Source organism: Chitinophagaceae bacterium C216, from assembly GCA_028485475.2.
Classification (GTDB): Bacteria; Bacteroidota; Bacteroidia; order Chitinophagales; family Chitinophagaceae; genus Niabella; species Niabella composti.
This window is the reverse complement of the sequence record CP144143.1, coordinates 2,756,405-2,781,646: the sequence shown is the minus strand read 5'-3', so window position 1 is coordinate 2,781,646 and position 25,242 is coordinate 2,756,405. Positions and strand designations below refer to the sequence as shown.

19 protein-coding genes and 1 tRNA gene are annotated in these 25,242 nt (G+C 40.4%); 17 read left to right on the top strand and 3 right to left on the bottom strand.

Annotated elements, in window-relative coordinates:
* Nucleotides 1-143 precede the first annotated feature (143 nt).
* The 11 genes from PIECOFPK_RS11935 to PIECOFPK_RS11885 all read left to right on the top strand — a co-directional run bounded on the left by PIECOFPK_RS11935 (nucleotide 144) and on the right by PIECOFPK_RS11885 (nucleotide 16,943).
* Nucleotides 144-1,511, top strand: a complete 1,368-nt coding sequence (locus tag PIECOFPK_RS11935; protein WP_409965994.1) for an alpha-L-fucosidase — start codon at nucleotides 144-146, stop codon at nucleotides 1,509-1,511.
* A gap of 267 nt (nucleotides 1,512-1,778) precedes the next feature.
* Nucleotides 1,779-3,755, top strand: a complete 1,977-nt coding sequence (locus PIECOFPK_RS11930) for an alpha-L-arabinofuranosidase C-terminal domain-containing protein (protein ID WP_409965993.1) — start codon at nucleotides 1,779-1,781, stop codon at nucleotides 3,753-3,755.
* Nucleotides 3,756-3,819: 64 nt separating this feature from the next.
* A complete protein-coding gene (locus PIECOFPK_RS11925) occupies nucleotides 3,820-5,385 on the top strand; it encodes a glycoside hydrolase 43 family protein (RefSeq protein WP_330974064.1) in 1,566 nt (521 codons plus the stop codon).
* Between the two features lie 465 nt (nucleotides 5,386-5,850).
* Entirely contained in the window at nucleotides 5,851-8,928 is a 3,078-nt protein-coding gene (locus tag PIECOFPK_RS11920; RefSeq protein ID WP_409965992.1) for a SusC/RagA family TonB-linked outer membrane protein, read from the top strand.
* 18 nt (nucleotides 8,929-8,946) lie between these two features.
* Nucleotides 8,947-10,293 carry a RagB/SusD family nutrient uptake outer membrane protein gene (locus PIECOFPK_RS11915; protein ID WP_409965991.1) on the top strand — a complete coding sequence of 449 codons (1,347 nt, stop codon included), beginning with the start codon at nucleotides 8,947-8,949 and terminating at the stop codon, nucleotides 10,291-10,293.
* Nucleotides 10,294-10,321: 28 nt separating this feature from the next.
* Nucleotides 10,322-11,638 (top strand): DoxX family protein, encoded by a 1,317-nt coding sequence (locus tag PIECOFPK_RS11910; protein ID WP_409965990.1) that lies wholly within the window; start codon nucleotides 10,322-10,324, stop codon nucleotides 11,636-11,638.
* Between the two features lie 24 nt (nucleotides 11,639-11,662).
* Entirely contained in the window at nucleotides 11,663-13,291 is a 1,629-nt protein-coding gene (locus PIECOFPK_RS11905; protein WP_409965989.1) for a hypothetical protein, read from the top strand.
* A gap of 15 nt (nucleotides 13,292-13,306) precedes the next feature.
* Entirely contained in the window at nucleotides 13,307-14,749 is a 1,443-nt protein-coding gene (locus PIECOFPK_RS11900) for a phytoene desaturase family protein (protein WP_409965988.1), read from the top strand.
* Entirely contained in the window at nucleotides 14,749-16,014 is a 1,266-nt protein-coding gene (locus PIECOFPK_RS11895) for a YeiH family protein (RefSeq protein WP_409965987.1), read from the top strand. Before PIECOFPK_RS11900 ends, PIECOFPK_RS11895 begins: the two co-directional genes overlap by 1 nt.
* Nucleotides 16,015-16,236: 222 nt before the next feature.
* Nucleotides 16,237-16,431, top strand: a complete 195-nt coding sequence (locus PIECOFPK_RS11890; protein WP_409965986.1) for a hypothetical protein — start codon at nucleotides 16,237-16,239, stop codon at nucleotides 16,429-16,431.
* Nucleotides 16,428-16,943: a hypothetical protein gene (locus PIECOFPK_RS11885; protein ID WP_409965985.1), complete on the top strand. Its 516-nt coding sequence runs from the start codon at nucleotides 16,428-16,430 to the stop codon at nucleotides 16,941-16,943. Before PIECOFPK_RS11890 ends, PIECOFPK_RS11885 begins: the two co-directional genes overlap by 4 nt.
* Before the next feature lie 107 nt (nucleotides 16,944-17,050).
* Here PIECOFPK_RS11885 and PIECOFPK_RS11880 read toward each other — a convergent pair whose 3' ends face one another.
* Nucleotides 17,051-17,746, bottom strand: a complete 696-nt coding sequence (locus tag PIECOFPK_RS11880) for a hypothetical protein (protein WP_409965984.1) — start codon at nucleotides 17,744-17,746, stop codon at nucleotides 17,051-17,053.
* Between the two features lie 160 nt (nucleotides 17,747-17,906).
* Between PIECOFPK_RS11880 and PIECOFPK_RS11875 the strand changes: the two genes are divergently transcribed.
* The gene (locus tag PIECOFPK_RS11875; protein WP_409965983.1) at nucleotides 17,907-18,095 is read left to right on the top strand and encodes an energy transducer TonB; all 189 of its coding nucleotides are present in this window, start codon (nucleotides 17,907-17,909) and stop codon (nucleotides 18,093-18,095) included.
* 273 nt (nucleotides 18,096-18,368) lie between these two features.
* Here the strand turns inward: PIECOFPK_RS11875 and PIECOFPK_RS11870 are convergent.
* Nucleotides 18,369-18,443 (bottom strand) — tRNA-Pro (locus PIECOFPK_RS11870).
* Nucleotides 18,444-18,578: 135 nt separating this feature from the next.
* On the opposite strand from PIECOFPK_RS11870, the gene PIECOFPK_RS11865 reads away from it, so the two are divergent.
* The 4 genes from PIECOFPK_RS11865 to PIECOFPK_RS11850 all read left to right on the top strand — a co-directional run bounded on the left by PIECOFPK_RS11865 (nucleotide 18,579) and on the right by PIECOFPK_RS11850 (nucleotide 22,040).
* On the top strand, nucleotides 18,579-19,841 hold the full coding sequence (locus PIECOFPK_RS11865) for a dihydroorotase (RefSeq protein ID WP_409965982.1): 1,263 nt from the start codon (nucleotides 18,579-18,581) through the stop codon (nucleotides 19,839-19,841).
* 6 nt (nucleotides 19,842-19,847) lie between these two features.
* On the top strand, nucleotides 19,848-20,339 hold the full coding sequence (locus tag PIECOFPK_RS11860) for a DUF4199 domain-containing protein (protein WP_330974072.1): 492 nt from the start codon (nucleotides 19,848-19,850) through the stop codon (nucleotides 20,337-20,339).
* A gap of 54 nt (nucleotides 20,340-20,393) precedes the next feature.
* A complete protein-coding gene (locus PIECOFPK_RS11855; RefSeq protein ID WP_409965981.1) occupies nucleotides 20,394-21,338 on the top strand; it encodes a glycosyltransferase family 2 protein in 945 nt (314 codons plus the stop codon).
* Nucleotides 21,339-21,416: 78 nt separating this feature from the next.
* Nucleotides 21,417-22,040, top strand: coding sequence for a hypothetical protein (locus PIECOFPK_RS11850; RefSeq protein ID WP_330974074.1), 624 nt, complete (start codon nucleotides 21,417-21,419; stop codon nucleotides 22,038-22,040).
* On the opposite strand, the gene PIECOFPK_RS11845 is transcribed toward PIECOFPK_RS11850, so the two are convergent.
* Nucleotides 22,041-23,072, bottom strand: a complete 1,032-nt coding sequence (locus tag PIECOFPK_RS11845; RefSeq protein ID WP_330974075.1) for a hypothetical protein — start codon at nucleotides 23,070-23,072, stop codon at nucleotides 22,041-22,043. It abuts the gene before it with no gap.
* Nucleotides 23,073-23,359: 287 nt separating this feature from the next.
* On the opposite strand from PIECOFPK_RS11845, the gene aspS reads away from it, so the two are divergent.
* Nucleotides 23,360-25,192 (top strand): aspartate--tRNA ligase, encoded by a 1,833-nt coding sequence (aspS, locus tag PIECOFPK_RS11840; RefSeq protein ID WP_330974076.1) that lies wholly within the window; start codon nucleotides 23,360-23,362, stop codon nucleotides 25,190-25,192.
* Nucleotides 25,193-25,242 lie beyond the last annotated feature (50 nt).

Here is a 25,242-nt window from a genome sequence, read left to right as displayed (position 1 = left end):
TTATAGGTTTGCGAGGAAAAACTTCTCCTTCGAAATATCTTCTCTTCTAGTTTTTGTATATTCATTTTGTTAAGATGTGACGGTATTTTATGCCATATAAGAAATGTTACTGCCAGACCTTTCGTACGATTAAACAATGAATTATGCTTAAAAAAGTTTTGCTTGGATTATTCCTGTTCTCTTTACTGCTTGCTAATGCTCAAACTAAAAGCCTTACCAACGAACCTCCAGAAAAGAAAGCTCAGCGTATGGCATGGTTCACCAATGCCCGGTTCGGTATGTTTATTCACTGGGGGTTGTATGCACTGCCGGCGAGGCATGAGTGGATAAGAAACTATGAAAGAATTACAACAGAACAATATCAAAAGTATTTCGATTATTTCAATCCTGATCTATATGATCCTCGGCAATGGGCTAAGACTGCCAAAGCTGCCGGTATGAAATATGCTGTCCTTACTGCCAAGCATCATGAGGGATTCTGTTTGTTTGATTCTAAGTATACCGATTATAAAGCTACTAACACAGCGGCAAAGCGCGACCTTGTAAAAGAGTTTGTAGAAGCGTTCAGGGCCGAAGGCCTTAAAGTAGGATTTTATTATTCATTAATCGATTGGCATCATCCCGATTTTACAGTTGATCGTCATCACCCTCTAAGAGCCCGAAAAGAAGATGCTGCTAACGAAAAAGAATTAGCAGCATATTATGCCAAGCTGAATCAGGGGAAAGATATGAACCGTTACAGAGCGTATCTAAAAAATCAGATAGTTGAGCTGCTCACTAATTACGGGAAAATAGATATCCTATGGCTGGATTTTTCTTATCCAGGTGCTCATGGAAAGGGTAGAGATGACTGGGGCTCTGTGGAACTTTTGAAGACTATTAAAAAATTGCAGCCCCATATCATCATCAATAATCGGATGGATTTGAATGACTATACAGATGGTTTTGATTTCGAAACACCAGAGCAAGTAAAACCTTTAGAACTTTTAAAATACAAGGGAAAATACTGGGAAACCTGCCAAACCTTTTCCGGTTCCTGGGGGTATCACAGGGACGAAACAACGTGGAAGACCCAAAAACAGCTGTTGGATTTATTAATTACTTCTGTGGCTAATGGCGGGAATCTTATTTTGAATGTTGGCCCTACAGCACGTGGCGAATTTGATTGCAGAGCACGGCGTGCATTAGATAGCATGGCTTATTGGATGCATGCTCACAATAGAGCCATTTATAATTGTACCTATGCTCCTGATATATTTGCGCTTCCTGAAAGTATGAATGTTAGGTTAACTTATAATCCCGACACCAAACGGTTGTACTTGCACGTTTTTGATTATCCGGATGATCGTAAGCTCGTGTTGCCCGGATATAAGGGTAAGATAAAATATGCGCAACTGTTGAATGATGCTTCGGAAGTGCGGTGTACGGAATCGGGAACAGATATTATACTTAATCTACCGAAAGAAAAACCTCCTTATGAGGTTCAGGTAATTGAATTATTTACGCAATAAATTGAGGAGTATTAATATAGGTATTGCTGGCCAAACTACACTATTCGTAATGTAAATTATGAGATGGTGTAAACAGTCTTAATTTTCCTTATATTTGCTATTAATTGTAAAAATGACAATTATTTGAGGCTTGAGGAACGAAAATGTTTAGTCAAGATGTGCGGTTGAGGTGTAAGCTTAAGCTGTAGTTGTTTGTAAAGGATTGCATTTGCCGGATTGCTTTGTCTGTTATAAAACTATTAATTGCCATGCATTAAATCATTTATCATGACTCTAATGAAAAAGTCGGGTGTCTTCAAACTGTTATGGTTTGTCGTAATGACGATAACCTGTTTATGCGGATATGGACAACCCCGAAACGCTAAAAAGATCAGTACAGATTTATTTGGTATTTTCTTTGAAGATATCAACTATGCTGCAGACGGGGGCTTGTATGCCGAGTTGGTCCAAAACCGTTCATTTGAATATAGTCCTACCGAACGAAGAGAATGGCATCCGCTTTCCTTCTGGGAATATGTAAATCCTGGCTATTCCTATGGTTATGTTTATGTGCAGACGCAAGACCCTCTTCATTCAAACAATCCTACCTATGTGGTGATTGATGTAGAGCATGTAGGTAAGGAAGCCGGTTATACCGGACTTTCCGGTGTGGGGCTAAAGAATCAAGGTTTTGCAGGAATGGTAGTAAAAGCCGGTGAGCAGTATAACTTCTCCATGTTTTCAAGATTGCTAAGCAATGAGCCTATTACACTCAGTATTACCTTGCAAAATCCGCAGGGAGAAATTTTAGCAGAAAATACTTTGACGATATCAACTTCTAGCTGGACAAAATTGGACGTGCCATTAATAGCCAAAGCATCACATGATACTGCTAGCCTAACAGTATTGGCAACGACGAAGGGAAAATTTGCTTTAGATGTAGTGTCGCTTTTTCCAAAAAACACATTTAAAAATCGTCCCAACGGTTTAAGACCTGATTTAGCGCAGGTTATAGCTGATTTAAAGCCTCGTTTTGTGCGTTTCCCGGGTGGATGCTTGGTACATGGAGATGGACTGGGAAATATGTATCGTTGGAAACAGACCGTCGGACCTATTGAGCAAAGAAAAGAACAACGGAATTTATGGGGATATCATCAGACGGGAGGTTTGGGATATTTTGAATATTTTCAGTTTTGTGAAGATATCGGAGCTAAGCCAGTACCTGTGGTGCCTGCAGCTGTAAGTTGTCAAAACTCCGGTGGAACGTGGCGTATAGGAGGCACCGGCCAAAAAGCCTTGCCACTCGATGAAATGCAGGAATATATTCAGGAAATACTGGACTTGATAGAATGGGCTAATGGTCCGGCTACATCAAAATGGGGGGCGGTACGTGCCGCTGCCGGACATCCGGAGCCTTTCAATCTGGAATATCTGGCTATCGGTAACGAAGAAAAAATTACTCCTGAGTTTGAGCAGCGTTTTAGAATGATCTATGAGGCTGTGAAGGCCAGGCATCCTGAAATTACTCTTATCGGAACTTCAGGTCCGTTTCACAGCGGTGAAGATTTCGATAAGGGATGGCAATTTGCAAATGAACTTAAAGTTCCTATTGTTGATGAGCATTATTATACCGATCCCAAATGGTATCTCTCCAACCATTATCGATACGATGCTTACGACCGCTCTAAAGGGAAGGTGTATCTGGGGGAGTACGCATCCTGGGGTAGTAAGTTGTATAATGCAATTGCAGAGGCGGCGTATATGATTGGGTTGGAGCGTAATGGCGACGTAGTAGTGATGTCATCCTATGCTCCTTTACTAGGTAAGATGGGTTTTACACAGTGGAACCCTGATTTGATTTATTTCGATAATAAAAATATTTATCCTACTATAAATTATTATGTTCAGCAATTGTTCTCAACTAATGCAGGTGATTATTATGTACCTGATGTAGTAGCGTTGAATAGGCGAGATTCAGTCATGGTGGCATCCTGTGTATATGATAGTAAAACAGGGGATGCAATTATTAAACTGGCCAATGCGGGAAAGGAAAATAAGAAAGTGAAAATAGATTTATCGGCATTTAAAAATATTCAGCCAGTTGCAGCGCGCACCGTTATTACTGGAAACGAGGATGACGAAAATAAATTCGATTTGCCTTCTAAGATAGCACCAGTTACCGATTCTTATAAAGTCGCACGTAAGTTTGATTACGAAGTGCCTGCAATGTCGTTTGTACTTATCCGAATAAAAACAAAGAAGTAGTACGTATAAAGAAAATAAAAATCGTTTCTCGTAAATCAATTATTCTAATTGTAAAAAGAAATAGATGAAAAAAATTCTCCTTTACAGTTTATGGATGCTGGTGAGTTTGTGCCTTTATGCTCAAGAAAAGGCGCGGAACCCAATAATATTTGCTGATGTGCCCGATATGTCCATTATTCGCGTAGGTAAGAATTATTATATGAGTAGCACTACCATGCACATGAGTCCGGGAGTTCCTATAATGAAGTCTACTGACTTGGTAAACTGGAAACTTATTGGTTATTGTTATGATACTTTGAATAAAGTGGGTGTGGATGCACTTAATCTTGATAATGGGCAAAGCACTTATGGCAGGGGGTCATGGGCAAGTTGCATTCGTTATCATAAAGGCATGTATTACGTGACCACATTTGCCCAAACTACCGGCAAAACTTATGTATATAGAACCCGGGATATTGAGAAAGGTACGTGGGAAGCTACGTCCTTTAAACCTATGATGCATGATCATACCTTATTTTTTGATGATGATGGTAAGATATATATGATTTATGGTGGTGGCAAATTGAGGATCGTTGAATTAAAAGATGACCTTAGTGGTGTGAAAGAAGGAACCGATAGGGTATTGATTGAAAATGCTTCTCTACCCGCAATTCCTGAAGGGAAGCGGGGAGGGTTGCCTGCGGAAGGTTCTCAATTGTTTAAGGTAAATGGAAAGTATTATTTGTTTAATATAGCTTGGCCTGCGGGTGGACAACGGACAGTGATTATTCATCGGGCTGATAAGATTACAGGACCCTGGGAAGGACGAATCGGTTTGCAGGATAAAGGTGTTGCTCAAGGAGGATTGATTGATACGCCGGATGGTCGCTGGTTTGCGTATTTGTTCCAAGATCATGGTGCGGTAGGACGAATTCCCTATATGGTACCTGTTCGCTGGGAGGATGGCTGGCCGGTTCTGGGTGATGAAGATGGCAAGGTCCCTATGACACTTGATTTGCCACCTAGCAAAGGCTTGATTCCGGGTATTGTAGCTTCTGATGAGTTCTCGCGGAAGAAGAAGGATCGCTCTTTACCATTGGTATGGCAGTGGAATCATAATCCGGATAATTCATTATGGTCGGTAACAGCTCGCAAAGGCTATCTGCGACTTATTACGGGAAGAGTGGATGAGGATTTTCAGCTGGCAAAGAATACTTTAACACAACGCACGATAGGCCCTGTTTCATCAGCAACTACATCGGTGGATGTTTCAAATATGAAGGATGGCGATTTTGCAGGTTTGTGTTTATTGCAAAAGAATTACGGTCAGGTAGGGGTGAAGGTTGAGGGAAATGCAAAATATATCGTGATGGTAAATGCTTCTTCTGGAAAACCCGAAGAAGTAGCTAAAGTGCCACTTGCGCAAAATGTTGTTTACTTTAAAGCATCGTGCGATTTTACCAACAGACGTGATGTGGCTGATTTCTTCTATAGCCTTGATGGTAAAACTTGGAATCCTATAGGTAGCCAACTAAAAATGGCTTATACTATCCCACATTTTATGGGATATCGTTTCGGCTTATTTAACTATGCTACTAAGCAGCCCGGAGGTTTTGTGGATTTCGATTATTTCCGCATTGAAGCGAAATAATTAAGCTTTCTAAAGATCTGCTTTTCCGTAGCGGATCTTATTGAGTATACAATATTGCTCTTACCGAAATGTATTAAATGGGAAGAGCAACATTTTTTATAAAAAAATAGTCTATTAATTTGGTAGACTAATGTAGGTGTGTTAATTTTGCGTTTCTCTTAGGAAGGTGTTATAAAATATTAACCATGAAAGTTAATCCAATTGTCCTCTTTAATTGCATGCATGGGCATCTGATGATGCGTCGATGTCCCGCTTAGGTGTGGACTATACATAATTACATATCATGAAGGAAAGGGTGTAAATCCTTTCAAAACTGGTTTCCTTAATAATTAATCTGCCTTAAAACAAAAACGACCGATATCGGTGGGACGATACCGGTCTGAGAAAAATTAAGGCTTTTGCTTGGATGTACACAACCGGAAACCAGTTGTGGAGCCTTATTTTTTTAACCTTAATGCAAAATTAATGAAAAGATTAATTTGTTTTGTTTTATCTCTTACATTTATAACTTCTTATTATAATTATACTCAAGCCCAAGAACAACCAAAGCCTACTGTTAACGCTGTTTTAGAAGGAAAGGTATACGATTCTACAACACGACGTCCGATATCGGATGCCTCTATTCAGATTAAAGGAGTTACTAACGGTACTGTAAGTAATCAGCAAGGAGCATTCACTTTATATACAGGACAAAAGTTCCCCTTTACTATAGTTGTGACAGTTGTGGGCTATGAGCCCAAAGAAATTGTTGCTACAGGATCTCCGGTAGATGTGTATTTAAAACCGGTAGTGAATCAACTGGAGGATGTAGTTGTAGTGGGGTATGATACTAGAAGAAAGAAAGATATTATAGGAGCGCAAGCACATGTAAAGGCTGCAGAAGTAAATCATCTTCCTGTTGCCAGTATGGACGCACAGCTGCAGGGAAAAGCTGCAGGATTGCAGGTTAATTCACAAAATGGAATTCCCGGAGATGCAGTAGTGGTGCGTGTTCGCGGGGCTGCAACTATTAATGCTAGTGCCGATCCGTTATATATAATCGATGGTGTATTTGTCAATAATCAAAGTCTTTCTACCCTGGATCTAGGAGGAAAAGCCACTTCTCCACTGGCCGATATCAATCCTGCTGACATAGAAAGTATAGAAGTACTTAAAGATGCTAGTGCTACTGCTATTTACGGTTCGCGTGGTGCCAATGGAGTAATCATTATTACTACCAAACAGGGATCTTACAATCAAAAGCCCAAGATTTCTTTTGAAGCATTGGTAGGTACTGCATGGGCTGATAAAAGCAGACTATGGAAACTGGTTACCGGTCCTGAACATGCAGAACTAGTGAATGAGCAGTGGATTAATTCGGGTATCGATAATCCGGCTTTGAATCGGACATATGCCAACCGTCCATTTCGTCCGGTATCGGAGGGGGGACGTGGGTTGCCCGAAGAACAGCCCACATACGACAGAATAACACCGTTGTTCAGACACGCATTGCTGCAATCGTATAATATGTCTTATCAGGGCGGAAACAATAATACACGTTATTATTATGGTGTAGACTACACTTCGCAAGAAGCAGCGCTTAAGAAAGCAGATTTTCAGCGTGGTAGTTTTAGAGTAAATCTGGATAGCAGATTGAATAAAGTGCTAACAGTAGGTACTCGAAATACAGTTTCCGTTTCTCATAGAAATCATGTTAGGGCGGGCACCGGACCTACAGGTGGTATTTTCCAAGCTTCTATTCATACACCTACTTATCAGCCTATTTTTAATCCTGATGGCACTCCTTTCCGCCAAGCATTCGAAAATTATACCGTGCTTTTGTCCGATGATGTACAACAACAAACCAAATCCTTGCGCTATATCGGAAATCTGTATGGTGAACTGTCTTTTGGAAAGTATGTTAGGTTTAGAACCAGCTGGAGTGCTGATTTTAATCTCTACGATGAATCGGAGTATAACTCAGAAAGAACTACAATAGGTAGCGCAGTAGGAGGCGAGGCTATATCTTCCATTACACAAAATCTTACTTGGATAAATGAACAAACATTATCGTTCAGGAGGTCCTACAATAAATTACATAATGTATCCGTACTGGTAGGTAATACTATTCAAAGTAATGTGTTGCAAAATACAAGGGCAAGAGGATCAGGGTTCCCTAATAGTTCTTACAGAAAAATTGGTGCGGCTAGTATTACAACTTCCAATCAAAGATGGAGTAAGTCTAACTTGGTATCATTTTTCTCTCGTCTTGATTACAGCTTTGATGATAAGTATTATTTGGAACTGTCTGTTAGAGCGGATGGTTCTTCAAAATTTGGAAAGAATAACCGCTGGGGATATTTCCCTTCTATTGGTTTGGCATGGCGTGCTAAAAACGAAAAGTTCCTGTCGGATGCTGATGCTATCAGTGATTTGAAGCTTCGTGCAAGTTATGGTGTGTTAGGAAATCAGAATGGTATCAGTGATTTTGCTGCACGTGGATTATGGTCTGGTGGTGCCGGTTATTACAACACTGCTGGCGGCGCCCAGCAGCCAGGCACCGCGCCTTTTCAGTTAAGTAATCCTGATCTCCGCTGGGAAAAAACCAATCAGATAGATGCAGGTTTAGATATAGCTTTCTTTGATAATCGTTTGGCGCTGACAGCTGATGCTTATTACAAATACACTACAGATCTCTTGCTTCCATTGCAGATTCCCGCTATTACAGGTTTTTCTCAATATTATTCTAATAGCGGAGAAATTAGTAATAAAGGAATTGAGCTTTCGTTGTCTTCTATAAATATCAATAAACCTCATCTAACATGGCAGACTCAATTTAACATTACCCGTAACTGGAATAAGATTGAAAAACTACCAACTCCTTTGGTGTATGGTTCGAGAGATTTGATAAGAAACGAAGAGGGGTATCCACTGTATTCCTTTTGGATGTATAAACAGTTGTATGTAGATCCGCAAACCGGAGATGCTGTTTTCGAGGATGTGAATGGAGACGGCGTTATTACAATAGCCGATAGACAAATAGTAGGTAATGCAAGCCCGAAATTTTTTGGCGGCCTCACTAACGAAGTGAAGTTTAAATCTTTCGACCTGAACGTATTCTTTACTTATCAGTTTGGCAACAAAGTGGTCAGCTTCGATAGAATGCTGATGGAAGGTGGTGGTACGAAGGATGCGGGGCGTTCCATACTAGCTTATAATTTACGTCGCTGGCAAAAGCCGGGTGATATTACAGATGTGCCCCGTGTAACCAGCGTGGGAAATAACTACGGCATTGAACAAAACAGTCGTTTTCTAGAAGATGGGTCATTTGTTCGTTTAAAATCGCTGACTTTGGGTTATACATTCCCTCGTGAAATTATTTCCCGTATTGGGCTGAGTGCACTGCGTGTATATGTGTTGGGCTCGAACTTATGGCTACATACAAAATATATTGGGCCCGATCCTGAGTCTGTTCATACGAACGAGCAAAATGCAAGGGGGATTGATGTAGGTACTCCTCCTCAGCCTATTTCTGTTCAGTTTGGAATCAATGTAACTCTTTAAGTATAAAAATTAAACTTCATGAAAGCGAAATATATATATCAGATTGTATTGATACCGTTCTTGGGTGCATTATTGTCATGCAGTAAATTTTTGAATGTAGAACCCAAGGACAACACCTCCGATGCTGTTACGATTGTAGATGAAACCTCAGCTAATACAGCTTTGAATGGTGTGTATGAGGCATTGGCTAGTGCTGGTTATTATGGACAAACATTTCAATTTACTACGTACTTACGTGGGGGTGATCTGGAGTGGGGCGATTCACGTACAGTAAATCGAGAGTTTATTCAGCGCGATGTACGCGCGGATAATGAAGAAGTGAATAACGTATGGGTGGCTATTTACAGAACCATCAACAGGGCTAATCATGTTATCAAAAAAGTTCCCGCGCTTCCTGATGACGTTATTAATGATACTAAAAGAGATCAGATAACTGGTGAAGCATATTTTATTCGCGCGTTGGCTTACTTCGATTTGGCACGTGTATGGGGTGGTGTACAGTTGATTTTGGAGCCCACCGAATCGCTGGATGCTAGTAAAGGTATTCCGCGTAGTAGTTTGCAAGATACCTATGCTCAGGTGTTAAGCGATTTAAATGAAGCAGAGCAGCGTCTTCCGGAAACGACCAACAGAGTGCGCGCTACTAAAAAGACCGTGTGGGCCTTAAAAGCACGTTATTACTTATACCAACAACAATGGGCTGAGGCAGAAAATTATGCGACAAAGCTTATTGATGATTCGCAATACGAGCTTATCAAACCTTATAGCAGTTGGTTTGCCAACAATGTAGTGGGTACCCGTGAATCTATCCTTGAAACCACTTACAATGCTGCCAATCCTAATAACCATCGCACTGCTTGGCAACCTCCGGCCAACGGTGGAGTGAGAAGATGGTATCCCAGCGATGCATTTATACAACAGATTACCGATCCCGCTATTGGCGGTGGTCGAAAAGCCTTGGTGGCTCAATCGAATGATGGTTCATGGTATGGGAATCTTTACTACAGAACTCCGGCGGTAGATCCTTCTTACATTCTGCGTATTGCAGAAATGTACCTGATTAGGGCAGAAGCTAGAGCACATCAGGCGGGCAAGCGTAGTTTGGCTCTGGCGGATTTAAATGCAGTGAGGGATAGGGCAGAACTGCTGCCACTTGCTTTATCAGACGAGCAGGAATTATTATTGGCGATAGAAAAGGAAAAGCATTATGAGTTTGCTTTTGAGCCGCATTACTGGTTTGATCTCGTGCGCACCGGGAGAGTAGGTGCTGTATTGAACGTTACGGATCCGAACAAATATGTACTTCCTATTCCTATTGCTCAGTTATTAGTAGATCCTGCGTTAACCCCGAATCCGGGATATTAATCAATCTTTAATCCTAAAATCAAAAGCTATGTCTCCTGCAAGTAATCAGTGGTCCACTACAACCCAATGGCTGTTTAGATTTTTCTTTATCTATTTTTTGCTTCAGGTGCTGCAACTGGACTATAAGTTTTACAAAGATGTATTTGCTATTCGTTTAGGAGCGATTTATTACGGAGATATTTTTAGACTGGCTCATTATTATCCTGAGTTTATATCGTCGAGTCCTTTGTATAACTGGTTTCTTATTGTTGCCTTATCAGTAATCGGAGCAATCGTTTGGTCTGCTATCGATAAACAAGCCAAAGAATATGCTCAGCTTTATTACTGGTTGCGTGTGTTACTGAGGTATCGACTGGCATTTGCTCTGACTGCTTATGCATTTATTAAAATCTTCCCGTTACAATCGCCTTTTCCTACTCTCAGTCAACTCAATACACAGTATGGTGAATTTACTACTTGGCAGTTGTTTTCCGTAAGTTTAGGAACCGCCCCGTTGTATCAAATTTTCTTGGGTTGGGTAGAGTTGGTGGCTGCTGTGTTATTGCTTTGGCGGCGTACAACGGCTATAGGCGCTTTTATTGTTTTATTGTTTACGGGAAATGTATTGTTCTCTAATCTGGCTTATGAAGGTGGAGAGGTTGGCTACTCATTGTTCTTAGTGCTACTGGCGTTGGTGTTGTTTGCTTATGATGCTCAAAGGATCTTTAATGTGGTGGTGTGGGGAAGGAAGGCTATTGCAGATCGTTTTCTCCCCATCATAAAACCACAATTTAAAGTTTGGCGATGGGTGTTGAAAGGTGTTTTCATCTTTTTTATCTTGATATTTTACGGATTTAAAACCTATCAGGGGTATAAAAAGAACCCACATAATATACCCATTGCAAAAGGTCTGCCCGATGTAGCCGGTGTATACAATGTAGCCCATTTCAGTATTAATAATGATACGCTGCCTTATAATAGTTTGGACCCGATTCGTTGGCAACAGGTGGTATTTGAAGAATGGGCTACGTTGAGTATTAAGTCTAATCGAGATGTTATCATTGATTCCAATAACGTTGAGCAGGTAAGTCCTATAGATTGGGATAAAAAATATGAATCGCAGGGAACCATCAGACGTCATTTTTATGCCTACACAGTAGACAGTATACAGCAATTATTGCACTTGCACAATAAAAATGCACATTATCCTGCCGATACTTTTACATTGCATTACGCACGACCGGATACTAATATGATAATCTTGCAGGGCAGGATTAACAATACTGATTCTATATATACTGTGCTTACAAAAAATCCTAAAAAATATCTGCTAATTGAAGGCCGACGCAAGCCACAAACACTTTAATTACTCACCTTATTATAACATGCTATGGCAAACGTATTAACTGACTTACAAACTTCGCCTGCTACAGATGCTAATGGGAGCACCCATACGGAGTCTCTTGCAGACGCCAATAAGTATCCCTATATATGGAGCCCGCTTCAGAAAACAGCGTTCAGAATTGCATTTGTTTTCTTTATTATTATGTGTATTCCGGGTTCTGCAAGTTGGTATAAAACGGTTTTCAATATCGACTGGACACACTTACATTATCGTGATTTATATGATGTCGCCCGTTTCAACCCCATAAGTATCTGGACGGTTCGAAGTGAAAGTGGAAGATGGGGGCTGGCATCATGGTCTAATTGGGTCGCTATCCTCGGCATTGCTATTGTAATAGGTCTAATATGGGGGTGGGTTGATAATAAGAGAAAAAGCTACAATATTGCCTATTACTGGCTTCAGGCCATTGTAAGATATCGAGCAGGCATTGGTATTATTGGATTTGGATTCACCAAATTATTTCCGGTACAGATGCCTTATCCTTCCATTAGCCTGCTCAACAATAATTTTGGGGATCTTACCGGGCACAAGGTATTCTGGCTTTCGATAGGTATCGTACCTTGGTATCAGGTTTTTACGGGAGTTGTGGAAGTAGCGGCGGGGGCTTTTCTATTGTTTCGAAAAACAACCGCCTTTGGTGCAGCTTTGCTAATTGGGGCTTTGGCTTCTATTACGGTTGTAAATTTGGGATATGATGGAGGTGTACATGTGTATGCTTCTTACTTTGTGCTGTTGGGCTCTTTTGTACTAGCTTATTACATTCCACGTGTTTACAGACTGCTTATTCTGAAGCAGGATGTAACGCCTATTGATATAGTTCCAAATTTTTCAGAAAAATGGCAACGTTGGTTAAGGATAGGCATTAAAAGTCTGCTAGTATTTTTGTTTTTGATTGTACTTTTCTACTTGCAGTGGATGAACTATCTCTACGATCCTTATAAGCAGCCCTCTTCACCGGGGGTAAAGACACTGCGCGGCTATTATCATGTTAAGGAATTTAAAATTAACGATCGCATCATCCCCGAGGATCCTACCGATACTACGCGCTGGCAAGAAGTAATATTTGAAAAATGGAGTACATTAGCATATAAACAGAACCGCAAGGTGCCGTTGGAGCTTTCAAATGGTGGGGGTGGTCCCATGAAGGATATCAATAAAACGTTTGAAGTGTCCGGTGTTGCTGGCGGGCGACGTGTGTTTCATTATCTAGCCGATACAGTGAATCAGGTTTTATATCTACAAGATAAAAATATCATGACGGCCAAGAAGAAGATTCATTCTCGAGGGGGAGGTGATGATATTATCAATCCGGCATATGTAGTGAAAGATTCCTCTAAATTTTGGATTCCTATTGAGGCATTGCGTAATATCGGGGATGAAAATAAGACTATTCACCCTAGAGCTTCCTCCACACGCAGAAATAGGGTATTTGGTGTAGGGCTCGTAGATGAAGGAAGACAAAAGATGATATTGTCTTATCAAACTGAGGATGGGGGCAAGCGTGTGTACCTGCGCGGGATTAATGAAGATAAAGATTCCATATTTGTAGTACTGGATCGGGTAGACCGTAAGTATGCGGTGTCGGAAAGTACGCTCAGTGCTGGTAGTTATTAGAGTGATTGAACAACAATGAATAAATCGTTCGATGCAATTGTAGTGGGATCGGGGCCCAACGGCTTGGCTGCAGCTATTACGCTGCAAATGGCTGGTGTAGAGGTGTTGCTGATAGAAGGGCAGCATGAAGTAGGAGGGGGCTTGAGAACCAAGGAGCTCACACTGCCGGGTTTTTTGCATGATGTATGTTCGGCTGTGCACCCCATGGCTATTCATTCGCCTTTTTTTGCTGCACTTCCTTTAGAACAGTTCGGATTACGTTATCTACATTCTCCTGTTACACTTGCACATCCTTTTAGTGCCACGGAGGCTGCCGGTATTGTTGCCTCTTTGGAAGATACAGCAGCATCTTTTGGAGCCGATAAGCAGGCTTACCTTGATTTAATCGGGTCGGTGGTAGAACGCTGGCCACGTATTATTAATGATTTATTACGACCACTGCGATTTCCCAAGGATCCTTTTGCTCTAGCAGGATTTGGTTTGAAGGCCTTACAGCCTGCTTCGCAAATTGTAAAGCGATTTGCTACGCGCGAAGCTAGAGGCGTATGGGCAGGCATGGCCGGACATTCCATTCGATCCTTGGATGGCTGGGCCACAGCATCCATAGGGCTGGTACTGAATGCGGCAGCCCATATTAAAGGTTGGCCTGTGCCGGCGGGAGGTTCGCAAAGTATTGCTAAAGCCTTGAGCGACTATTTTGTGTCACTAGGAGGTGTTATTGAAACGGGCACGATGGTAGAGCGGATTGAAGAGCTACCTCCTGCAAAAGCTTTTGTTTTTGATGTGACACCGCGTCAGCTGTTGCGTATTGCAGGACATCGCTTCTCCTCTTTTTATCGCTGGCAGTTGGAGCGGTTTCGCTACGGTATGGGCGTTTTCAAAATAGATTGGGCGTTGCGCGCACCGATTCCTTTTGGGGCAACATTGTGCAGGCAAGCCGCTACTTTGCATTTGGGAGGTACTTTTGAAGAGATTAGTTTTTCTGAAAAGCAAAATGAAATGGGGCATGCTGTTTCCAAGCCTTTTGTTTTGTTGGCGCAGCAAAGTATTGTGGATCCGCAACGGGCTCCTGATGGGCAGCATACGGCTTGGGCCTATTGTCATGTTCCGCATGGCTCCAACCAGGATATGACTGCGGCGATAGAGAATCAGGTAGAAAGATTTGCACCCGGTTTTAAGGAACTAATTTTGGCTAGACATACGATGAATGCACGCCAGATGGAATCGTACAATCCTAATTATGTGGGTGGGGATATCGGCGGCGGTATTATTAACTTATCACAATTGTATACGCGGCCTTCTTTTCGTTTAACGCCCTATCGTACTTCGGATAAACAAATTTTTATATCTTCCTCCTCCACTCCGCCGGGTGGAGGTGTACATGGCATGTGTGGTTATCATGCTGCAAGAACAGTATTGAAAGATATTTTTCATAAAAAAGATAATCTTGATTTATAATGACAGAAACAATTAAGCGCAGGTTTTTACTTACAGATGATTGGTCAGCAGTTGTGCTGGGATTTGCTATTATTATTCTTACGATTGCAGGTTTAGGTCTGCCGTCTCCGTCATTTAAGTGGCAAAATGCAAGTGATTTAGCTCAAGCAGTTTTTGCTGCAGTAAATCTCAAAAACATTTTGCTCTACTTTTTATTTTTTTATGCTTTTGCGCTCTTAGGCGCTCGCATCACCGGTAAAGATATATCGGGTGTGGCGAAAAGCTTTCCTGTAGTTTATGTACTGACGTTGCTGGCTTCCTTAGCGGGTGGTTTTGAAGGCATTAAATCCTTAAATCTGGAAACAGTAATCTTTTGTTTGTTTTTGGGGTTGATTGTGCGGAATTTTATTAAATTACCTGAGTGGTTTTCTGAGTCATTGTCTTCTGAATTCTTTGTGAAAATAGGATTGGTATTGCTGGGAATCAGTGTTATTTTTTCTGATATTCTTAAGGCCGGTTCCTTGGGGTTGATTCAGTCATTGCTGGTAGTATTATCAGTATGGTATTTCTCCTTCTGGCTTTGTAAGAAGATGAAGGTAGATAATGAGCTCACCATGATGCTGTCCAGTGCAGTATCCATATGCGGCGTTTCGGCAGCTATAGCAACATCCGGTGCCATTAAAGGCGACCCGAAGAAATTATCAGTAGTTGTATCGCTGGTATTGATAACCGCTGTACCGATGATGATATTTATGCCGTGGATAGCTCATCAGTTAGGACTGAGTGAGGAAATAACCGGAGCCTGGTTGGGAGGAACCATTGATACAACAGGTGCCGTGGTGGCTTCCGGCACATTGGTAGGTGAAACGGCTTTGAAGATAAGTACTATTGTAAAATTTTCTCAGAATGTATTGTTGGGAATTGCAGCATTTGCCATATCTGTGTATTGGTCTTATACCAAGAAAGAGGTAGAGCAGGAGCAAAAACCTACTTTAAAAGTGATCTGGGAGCGCTTCCCCAAGTTCGTATTGGGATTTGTAATTGTATCTCTTGTATTCTCTTTTCTGGTAGCGCCCGATGTTACCGAAAGCATTAAACCTCAGTTAAAAAATATTCAAGGATTTTGGTTTTCATTAGCTTTTACCTGTATTGGCCTTGAAACCAGCTTTAAGGATATTTTCGGCAAGCAAAACAGAAAGCCTTTATTAGCCTTCTTAGGTGCTCAGGGTTTTAATATTATTATTACGCTAGTAATTGCATATTTGTTGTTTGGATATTTTAAATAATAGGTATTCTAAAAGTGACCATAGATATCTCTTCGATATGCATACCTTCCATTTAAGGGGCTGTCGCAGAATCTTAAGAAGGATTTGTTAAATAAAGTTTTAAATAATAATCTTCGACAAAGCCAACTCAAAAAATTAGTGATGTACACTCTGTACTAAACAAAAAAGCCATGATCATAAAATCATGGCTTTTAATATGTTGGTCGGGATGACTACACAACTTTGCCAATAGATGAGGATTTACAGGCATACCAGCGTTACGAGTGTAACGGAGTTTCAATGCACTGGCAGCAATTGGCAGCAATACCTAATGTTCAGTTTATCTACGATGGTACATTGCTAGCGGCTATTGAGGTTACACCAGTAGATGCGCCACACGCAACAAAAATACATTTAGCCCTAAACTTGCAACCATGACACGAGAGCAAAAAATACAATATTTACAAAAGGTTCATGATAAAGAAATAAAGCCCTGCAAATTGTTACCCACAGGCAAATATCTTCCTGCTGCGGATGCAAATGCTTTATATTTTACGCATGATGTTTTTACTTACAGGCTTTTTGATACATACATTAACGCTGATACTGGAACTACCGCAGCCATTAGCGACCTGTTTTTGCAGGCAACTGACATGGAGTTTACAAACCATTCCCGAATACCTGCACATTTACGGGATGCCTTTAAAGAATATCTAACAGTTTGGCAACTTGAGCAATGGTACAGGCTATCCGAATTATCTGTTATTATTTTAGGTGGTATTAAAGCCGAGCAATTGGCACTAAAGCAACTTAACAGCTCATTCGGTGAAAGATTAGATTATTTAACAGAAGATGAATATCGGGAACAGAATAGTAAGGCGTTTGAAAGTATCTTATCCGGTTTCCGTAATGGTAGGCAGCCTGTTAATGACGAAGTAGTACTTTTGTAAATATCTGTTCTGTTTTGTAAGCGAAGTGTAAATGCTTCGCTTTTTCTTTATAAATAATAAGGTTCTGTTTTATCTATATTCACTTATCATGATTTTTTTATTTAAAATCATTCAATCGCCCATTTTCCTCCATCTTCAAAGACAACTTCTGTTGGATAGGCAACTATTATTTTTTTACCATCACGACTTAAGACATTCCATTGCAATGTCATTGACCTTCCCGGGGATAGAGATTTATCTGTAAAACCTCCGCCCCATCCGTTAAAACCACCTGCGTCAGCAGGTTCACCAAATGCATTTTCTCCATACCACTTAAATCGTATTGCGGTAACTTTTTTAGATGAAATATTCTTAAATGTTAAAGACACGCCTTTAAAGTTAGAATACTCTTCTTGATAAAATCTTGCCTTTGTAACCTTAATTGGTGCATCTTTTAGTTTTGCTGTATCACTAAAAATTGAGTTTTTGACAATCTCATCAATGGGTTGCGTTACTTTGTCAACTACTTTAGACACATGTGCCTTAATACTATCTTCATTAACAATTTCAAAAACCCTGTCGCCTTTTGAGTTGTACAAGTCAAAAGAAATCGGACCGTCATCCTGTAGTCCAAGCGATTTTGATATTTTTGAATGTATCATTTTGTCTGAATTGAATTTCCGAACAGCCAGTGAATATGCCTCCTTGTCGTTTGTGGCTTCAATTGTTTCGGATTTACCATTGCTATCTACATATTTGTAGTTATTGTTTGTACAAGCATAAAACGAGCATATTACCAACAGAATAATAAATATTTTTTTCATTATGCGTATAAATTTTGATTGCTAAAAATGAGAGCGAGTAGTAATAATATAATCTATACCCTCATGCAGTGTTTTTAGGAAATAAAGTTAAGGGTAATATCAAAAAAAACGAAAGCCCATATTTTTTATTTTCTTCCCTACCTTAGGAGAAAGAATTTAAATGTGCAATTTCAATTCCTACAAAGGCGGCAACGTTTCTGACGTTAAACCTTTAACAAGTTTAGGGTATGGGATGGAGCAGGAAGCAATTCGGGTAATTAAGAAATCCGGGAGATGGAAACCAGCCATTCAAAACGGTAGAGAAGTAAAATCCTTTCGGAAATTGCCTGTAAAATTTATAGTAAAATAAGAGTTTGGGTTTAATAGAAAATAGGCTGTGATGCCTCTCCCTTGACCATCTTTTTATACGTGTGCGAGAAAAGGACAAAAAGGACAATAATCCCACAGGAAAAACGCATTGTTACTTTGATGTTGTAAATAAAATTCTACTTTTCAAAGAAAGAGTATTGCTATAAATGTTTGATGGAAGCCATAAGAAATGCAAAAAGGTAGCAATTATGATTGAAATTACAACCTAAATTGCTACCTACTTTTGTAAAACATTGGTAATCAATGCTAATAGTCGGGATGACTAGATTCGAACTAGCGACCACACGCCCCCCAGACGTGTACTCTAACCGGACTGAGCTACATCCCGATCCCTACTCGAGGGTAACTCGAGCGGGGAGCAAATTTATAAAAAAAAAGTTCAAAAAAAACAATAATTACTTCTTTTTAAATTCAAAATCCGAAATCATGTTTATATCTTACTGTTGCTTATCTTCGCAACTTAATGAACCTTATCATTAAGCAAGCAAAAATTGTAGATCCCACTTCTTCTCATCATGGGAAGGTTATTGATATTCATATCTCAAACGGGAGAATTATTTCCATTGGTAAAAATTTGAAGGCAAAAGGGGCGAGGGAAGTTGCGCTGCCTCAGTTGCATGTATCGCCCGGCTGGGTAGATATTTTTGCCGATTTTGCCGATCCGGGTTTTGAGTTTCGCGAAACAATCAGCAGCGGTGCTAAGGCAGCAGCAGCCGGAGGGTTTACTACCGTATGCGTAATGCCCAATACAAACCCCGTAGTGGATCAAAAAGCGGTTGTGGAATATATCATACAAAAAGCCAAGGGACTGCCGGTTACCGTATTGCCATTGGGAAGTATTACCCGTAATGCGGAAGGTAAGGAACTGGCCGAGATGTATGATATGAAATTGAGTGGAGCGGTAGCCTTTACCGATGGTAAAAACCCCGTGCAGTCTTCTGGGTTGTTGGTAAAAGCGTTGCAGTATATCAAATCCTTCAATGGTGTAATCATTCAGGTACCCGATGACAGAAGCATTAATCCTCACGGAGTAGTGAATGAGGGCATTACTTCAACGCAAATGGGGCTTCCCGGGCGACCCGATATCGCTGAGGAAATTGCCGTAGCAGGCAATATCAAGTTAGCAGCTTATGCGGAGTCGGGTTTGCATTTTACTGGTGTGAGTACGGAGGCTTCTTTAAAGCTGATTAAGGATGCCAAACAGAAAAAACTGGATATTACTTGTTCTGTAACGCCTTATCATCTGGTCTTCTGTGATGAGGATATTACCACTTACGATACCAATCTAAAAGTAAATCCGCCGTTGCGCAATAAAAAAGACCGTAAGGCTTTGCAGAAAGCGGTTGGGGAGGGATTGGTTGATTGTATCGCATCGCATCACATTCCGCAAGACAAAGATCATAAAATTGTGGAGTTTGAATATGCAAAGAACGGAATGCTCTCTTTACAAACAGTATATGCAGCACTCAATACCACACTGCCCGATGTGACACAGGAACGTTGGATAGAGCTGTTGGCTATCAATCCGCGGAAAATATTAAATCTGGATATTCCTTCCATTGAAGAAGGTAATATTGCTTCCATCACTTTATTCAATCCGCAAGAGGAGTGGGTATTAGATCAGGGAGCAGTGTTGTCTATCAGTAAAAATACTCCCTTTATAGGTAAAGCCTTCAAAGGCAAACCTCTGGGTATTTATCACAATAATCAGCTTGTATTAAACTAAGAGAGATTGAAATTGAATGCTACTATAAAAGGTTTGATCACAGGTGTGCTGATGGTGGTACTGGGGCTAATATTATCTGTAATGGATGATAATAAGGCAACGGTATTACAGTATGCAGGTACATTTATTTATGGGTTAGGTATTGTGTGGAGTGTAATGTCTTTTGCATCAGCCACAGGAATTTCGCAATTTGGAATATTATTTCAGCAGGGGTTCAGATGTTTTGTAATGGCTACGCTAGTACTGGCTATTTACACATTTGTTTACTGGAAAACAAATCCCGAGAAAATCGATCAAATAATAGAAGCTTCCAAAGTGGAACGTCTTCAAACTGCCCAACATAGAACCCCTCAAGAAATAGAAATAGAAGCCCAGCAAACGAGAAAATATTTTATTCCTATCAGTATATCCGGACAGATATTCTCCAATTTGCTAGTAGGGGCGGTAGTTACTATGGTTGTTTCTGGTGTATTGTATTTGAGAGGTAGTACTAAATAACCCTAATGCAGCGCTATTGATTTCAAAATTTATCTTTGCGTAACAAATAATAAAATGGATTTGTCAATTGTTATACCGTTATTGAATGAAGAAGAATCGCTACCGGAATTAACGGAGTGGATCGAGCGCGTCATGCGGGATAACAATTTTTCTTACGAAATACTGTTTGTGGATGACGGTAGTACCGATGATTCGTGGGAAGTGATTCAGAAGCTGCGTGCCCAAAACAGTAATATAAAAGGTATCAAGTTTCAACGTAATTACGGCAAGTCAGCAGCGTTGAACGAGGCTTTTAGAGTAGCCGAAGGAGATGTAGTGATTACGATGGATGCAGACCTTCAAGATAGTCCTGATGAAATCCCCGAATTGCGCCGTATGATTGTTGAGGATGGATATGATCTGGTGAGTGGGTGGAAGAAAAAACGCTATGACAATACACTGACTAAAAATATCCCTTCTAAGTTTTTTAATGCCGTTACGCGCCGCGTTTCAAAAATCAAGCTCCATGATTTTAACTGTGGTCTTAAGGCATATAAAAAGAAAGTGGTGAAGAGCATAGAGGTTTACGGCGAAATGCATCGCTACATACCTGTTATTGCTAAGTGGGCCGGATTTAGAAGGATTGGTGAGAAGGTAGTGGAACATCGTAAGCGTAAGTATGGCGTGACGAAGTTTGGTTGGGACCGCTTTGTAAATGGTTTTCTAGACCTAATGTCCATCACCTTTGTGGGCAAGTTCTCCAAAAGACCTATGCACTTTTTTGGGCTGATAGGATTGGTCTTTTTTCTTGTAGGATTCATCACATCGCTTATTCTTATTATTTCAAAAATTTCCTTTGCAGACTATACCGTTACAAACAGGCCTGCTTTTTATATAGCACTCACATCCATTATTATTGGTGTACAGCTCTTTCTGGCTGGTTTTTTAAGCGAACTCATTTCCCGTAATGCTCCCGGCAGAAATTCCTATCTGATAGAAGAAAAAATCGGGCTACATTGATTTTAACTTAAAAGTCACGAATCACCGATAATTTTCCTAATTTTAGTAAAGCATTGTTTTATCTAAAAAAGAGAGGAGATGAGTATTGTCCGGTATTTACTTATAGGTTGCATAGTATTTTTCTGTATAAATGTAGCCTCTGCTCAAATCCGTACCAAACAGGAAAAGGGATATTTCAATATTACTAACCTTGCAGAAATACAGTATTTGCAATCGTTGGATTCTTCATCATTAGAAGATGGGCTCGCCTATGTAAAAACTTTTGGGTATAGCGTCAGTACCATTAACGGTTTCTTTGTAAACAATCATTTGTCTATTGGGGTAGGTGTAGGGTTGCAAACGTCCAGATATAAAGCATTTGCAGGATCAAGTACCACAGATTCTGCGATAGCTAGCGGCTACTTTGGCAAAAATCATAATATAACTCTATTGCCTGTTTTTGCTGATTTTCGTTACTATCCCTTTAATTATAGAAACGATGTTATGTTTTTGCTGAATGTAGGTTATGCTCCACTTTTGAAAATAAATTATAAGGCGGATAAGCCCCATTTAAATGGAGGCCCCTTTATTAAACTTGGAGCGGGATATAAATTCGAGATTAGCGAGTTTGTGTCTTTTGCTCCTGCTATTAATTTTAATGCACAGCGTTTTGGAGATAATACCGTATTGGGCGGGGGTATTGCACTAGGGTTGATGTTTTAGCTACGACAGTTTTTTGCGTAACTGTTCAGCCTTCTTGCTGATTAACCAAAATGATATTGCCAGCAATGCAAAGAAAAGCCCCTTGTTAGTCCTGTTCCAAAAATATTCAAAATAGCGGGTATAAATATTCAATAGGAAGAATATAATTGTAATATCTCTTAATGTTTCTTCTTTATTTCTGATAGCATATGCCAGTACTATTATGAGTAGCACGGTATAGGCTATGGCCCACATAAATAATTTCCCTTGTCTGATAGCAGACCACACCTCGTAACTTAGATTTCCTGAAACGGAGAGAAATAAAGCTGAGGTAAACAAAAATATCCAGCTGAAATGCCAAGTGAAGGAATAATACTTTTTGAAATAGGGTTGCTGCCGTAAAAGCCAGGAACAGCCTACCATTGCCGCACCTAGAAATGTCATGCGCAGTGGGTAGTTCATTCCTAAGAAATAAGTTTTATAAGTATCCTGCGACCATGCATATGTCTGAGCACCCCAACTACTAATGAGAGCTAGTAGAGCACAGCACCATAAAAGTTTTGTATTTAGATAAAATGCCACAATACCGTACAGCACAGCTGTGATGAATATAGCAATACCATAATAGTCTGTACTAATGGAAAGGCTTTTGGAAAAATAAGTCACAGATACGCCCAGCGTTAGCGCTATCAAAATGGTAAAACTTTCATTGGCTAAGGAAGCGTAAGGATATTTTCGGTTACGCCTTCGAGCTATCCATATTAATAAGCCCGAGCATAGAGCAAATGCAAGACCTATGGCAAATTCGGAAAAGGCGAAATATTTTCTAATACGTTCAATCCATTTCTCATCCAGTACTAATGCTCCAAAAGCCAGAATAGCGCATGAAACGGCGGCTATAGCTGCATAAAATGCAATTGTATCAAATTCGCTTCTGTAAGGAGATACGGTGTCCCTAAGTTTTTGAGCTGTAGTTTTGTCAATAAGGGCATTGTTTTCCCATTCCTCAATGGCTTCCTTCAATAACTTACTCTCTTTTTTGTTTACCCTCATGATTACGATTATGTGTCAAATTTAGGTCAATTAGCTATACTGTTGCAGTTACCGTCCCCCTTGTGGCTTTATAGGTGCAATGAATTAGTATAAATAAGCATATATTTTGTGTTATTTCTTAAAAAGCCTTTGTATTATAAGGTGTAAGTGCAGTAATCATGGTATATTTGCACCCCATAAAAACAAGGTTTTTATGACAACAGACCCACTAAGATATGAGGCTGTTGTTGGGACGAAGAATGGTTGAAAATAAGTTTATATAGTTAAAATCTTAATACATTAAAGAAATGTTTCGGACACATACCTGTGGCGAGTTAAGAATTGCTGATGTTAATAAAAGTGTTACCCTGTCCGGATGGGTACAGGCCGTACGTAAATTCGGTAGTATCACTTTTGTGGATTTGCGCGACCGTTATGGTATTACCCAATTGCTGTTTTCAGAATCTTTAAATGAGCAACTGGATGCTAATCCACTGGGGCGGGAGTATGTATTGCAAGCTACCGGTATGGTACGAGAGCGTAGTAATAAGAACCCCAATATCCCTACTGGCGATATTGAAGTGCTGGTAGATAGCTTTACTATACTGAATAAAAGCGTCACACCTCCTTTTACCATTCAAGATGATACCGATGGAGGCGACGACCTGCGTATGAAATATCGCTTTTTGGATTTACGCCGAAATGCGGTGAAGAAGAATCTGGAGTTACGATATGCAGTAAACCGTGCTACGCGTGAATATTTGCATCAATACAACTTTATGGATATCGAAACTCCGTTCTTGATTAAATCTACTCCGGAAGGTGCTCGTGACTTTGTGGTACCCAGTCGTATGAATCCAGGAGAATTTTATGCATTGCCGCAATCTCCCCAAACATTCAAGCAATTGCTGATGGTGAGTGGGTACGACCGCTATTATCAGATTGTAAAATGTTTTAGGGATGAAGATTTGCGTGCAGACAGGCAGCCTGAGTTTACACAGATAGACTGTGAAATGTCTTTTGTGCATCAGGAGGATGTATTGGAGATTTTCGAAGGTTTAATAAAATATATTTTTAAAACTGTTAAGGGTATTGATTACACAGAGCCCGTAGAGCGTATGCCCTGGCAAGAAGCTATGTGGCAGTATGGCAACGATAAGCCCGATACCCGTTTTGGTATGAAGCTGCTGAACCTGAAATATCCCAAACATGTTTTTGCGGATAAGGAAGATAATGCACATCTGATTGAGGGAGCGAATTTTCAGGTGTTTGAAAGTGCAGAAACCGTATTGGCTATTGCAGTTCCTGGTTGTAGTGAGTACACTCGTAAGCAATTAGACGAGCTCACGGAGTGGGTGAAGCGTCCGCAAATCGGTATGAAAGGGCTTGTGTACATTAAGTGTAATACCGACGGTACGTATAAAAGTAGTGTCGATAAATTTTATAGCGAAGAAAGGCTCAAAGCTATTGCCGATGCTGCTGGTGCTAAAGCTGGAGACCTTATCTTAGTGCTGGCAGGTACGGAAGCGCTTACGCGCAAAGCTATGAGCGAACTACGTTTGGAAATGGGTAAAAGATTGGGGCTGCGCAAAAGTGATGAGTTTAAATTATTATGGGTGGTAGATTTCCCATTATTTGAATATTCTGAAGAAGACAATAGATGGGTGGCGCGTCACCATCCGTTCACTTCGCCCAAACCATCAGATATTGAAGTGATGATTAATAACAGCCCTGTTATTGAAAATCCTGCCGAATATCTTAAGCATCCTTATGCCAATATCAAAGCCAATGCTTACGACATGGTGTTGAATGGTAATGAAATTGGAGGTGGTAGCATTCGTATTTATCAGAAGGAACTGCAACAGAGGATGTTTGAAGCGTTGGGTATGGATGAACAGGAGCAGCAGCATAAATTCGGCTTCCTTCTAGGTGCTTTTGAGTATGGTGCTCCGCCACATGGTGGTATAGCTTTTGGTTTGGACCGTCTTTGCTCTATTCTAGGAGGCAGCGAAAGTATTCGCGATTTTATTGCCTTCCCCAAAAATAATAGTGGTAGAGATGTAATGCTGGATGCGCCTTCTGCAGTTGATGATAAGCAGCTTGAAGAACTGTATATTCAGCTGAATCTCCCGAAGGAGTAAGTTTTTACATGTTGTTGTATGCATAAAATATACTGATAGGCAAAATTGCC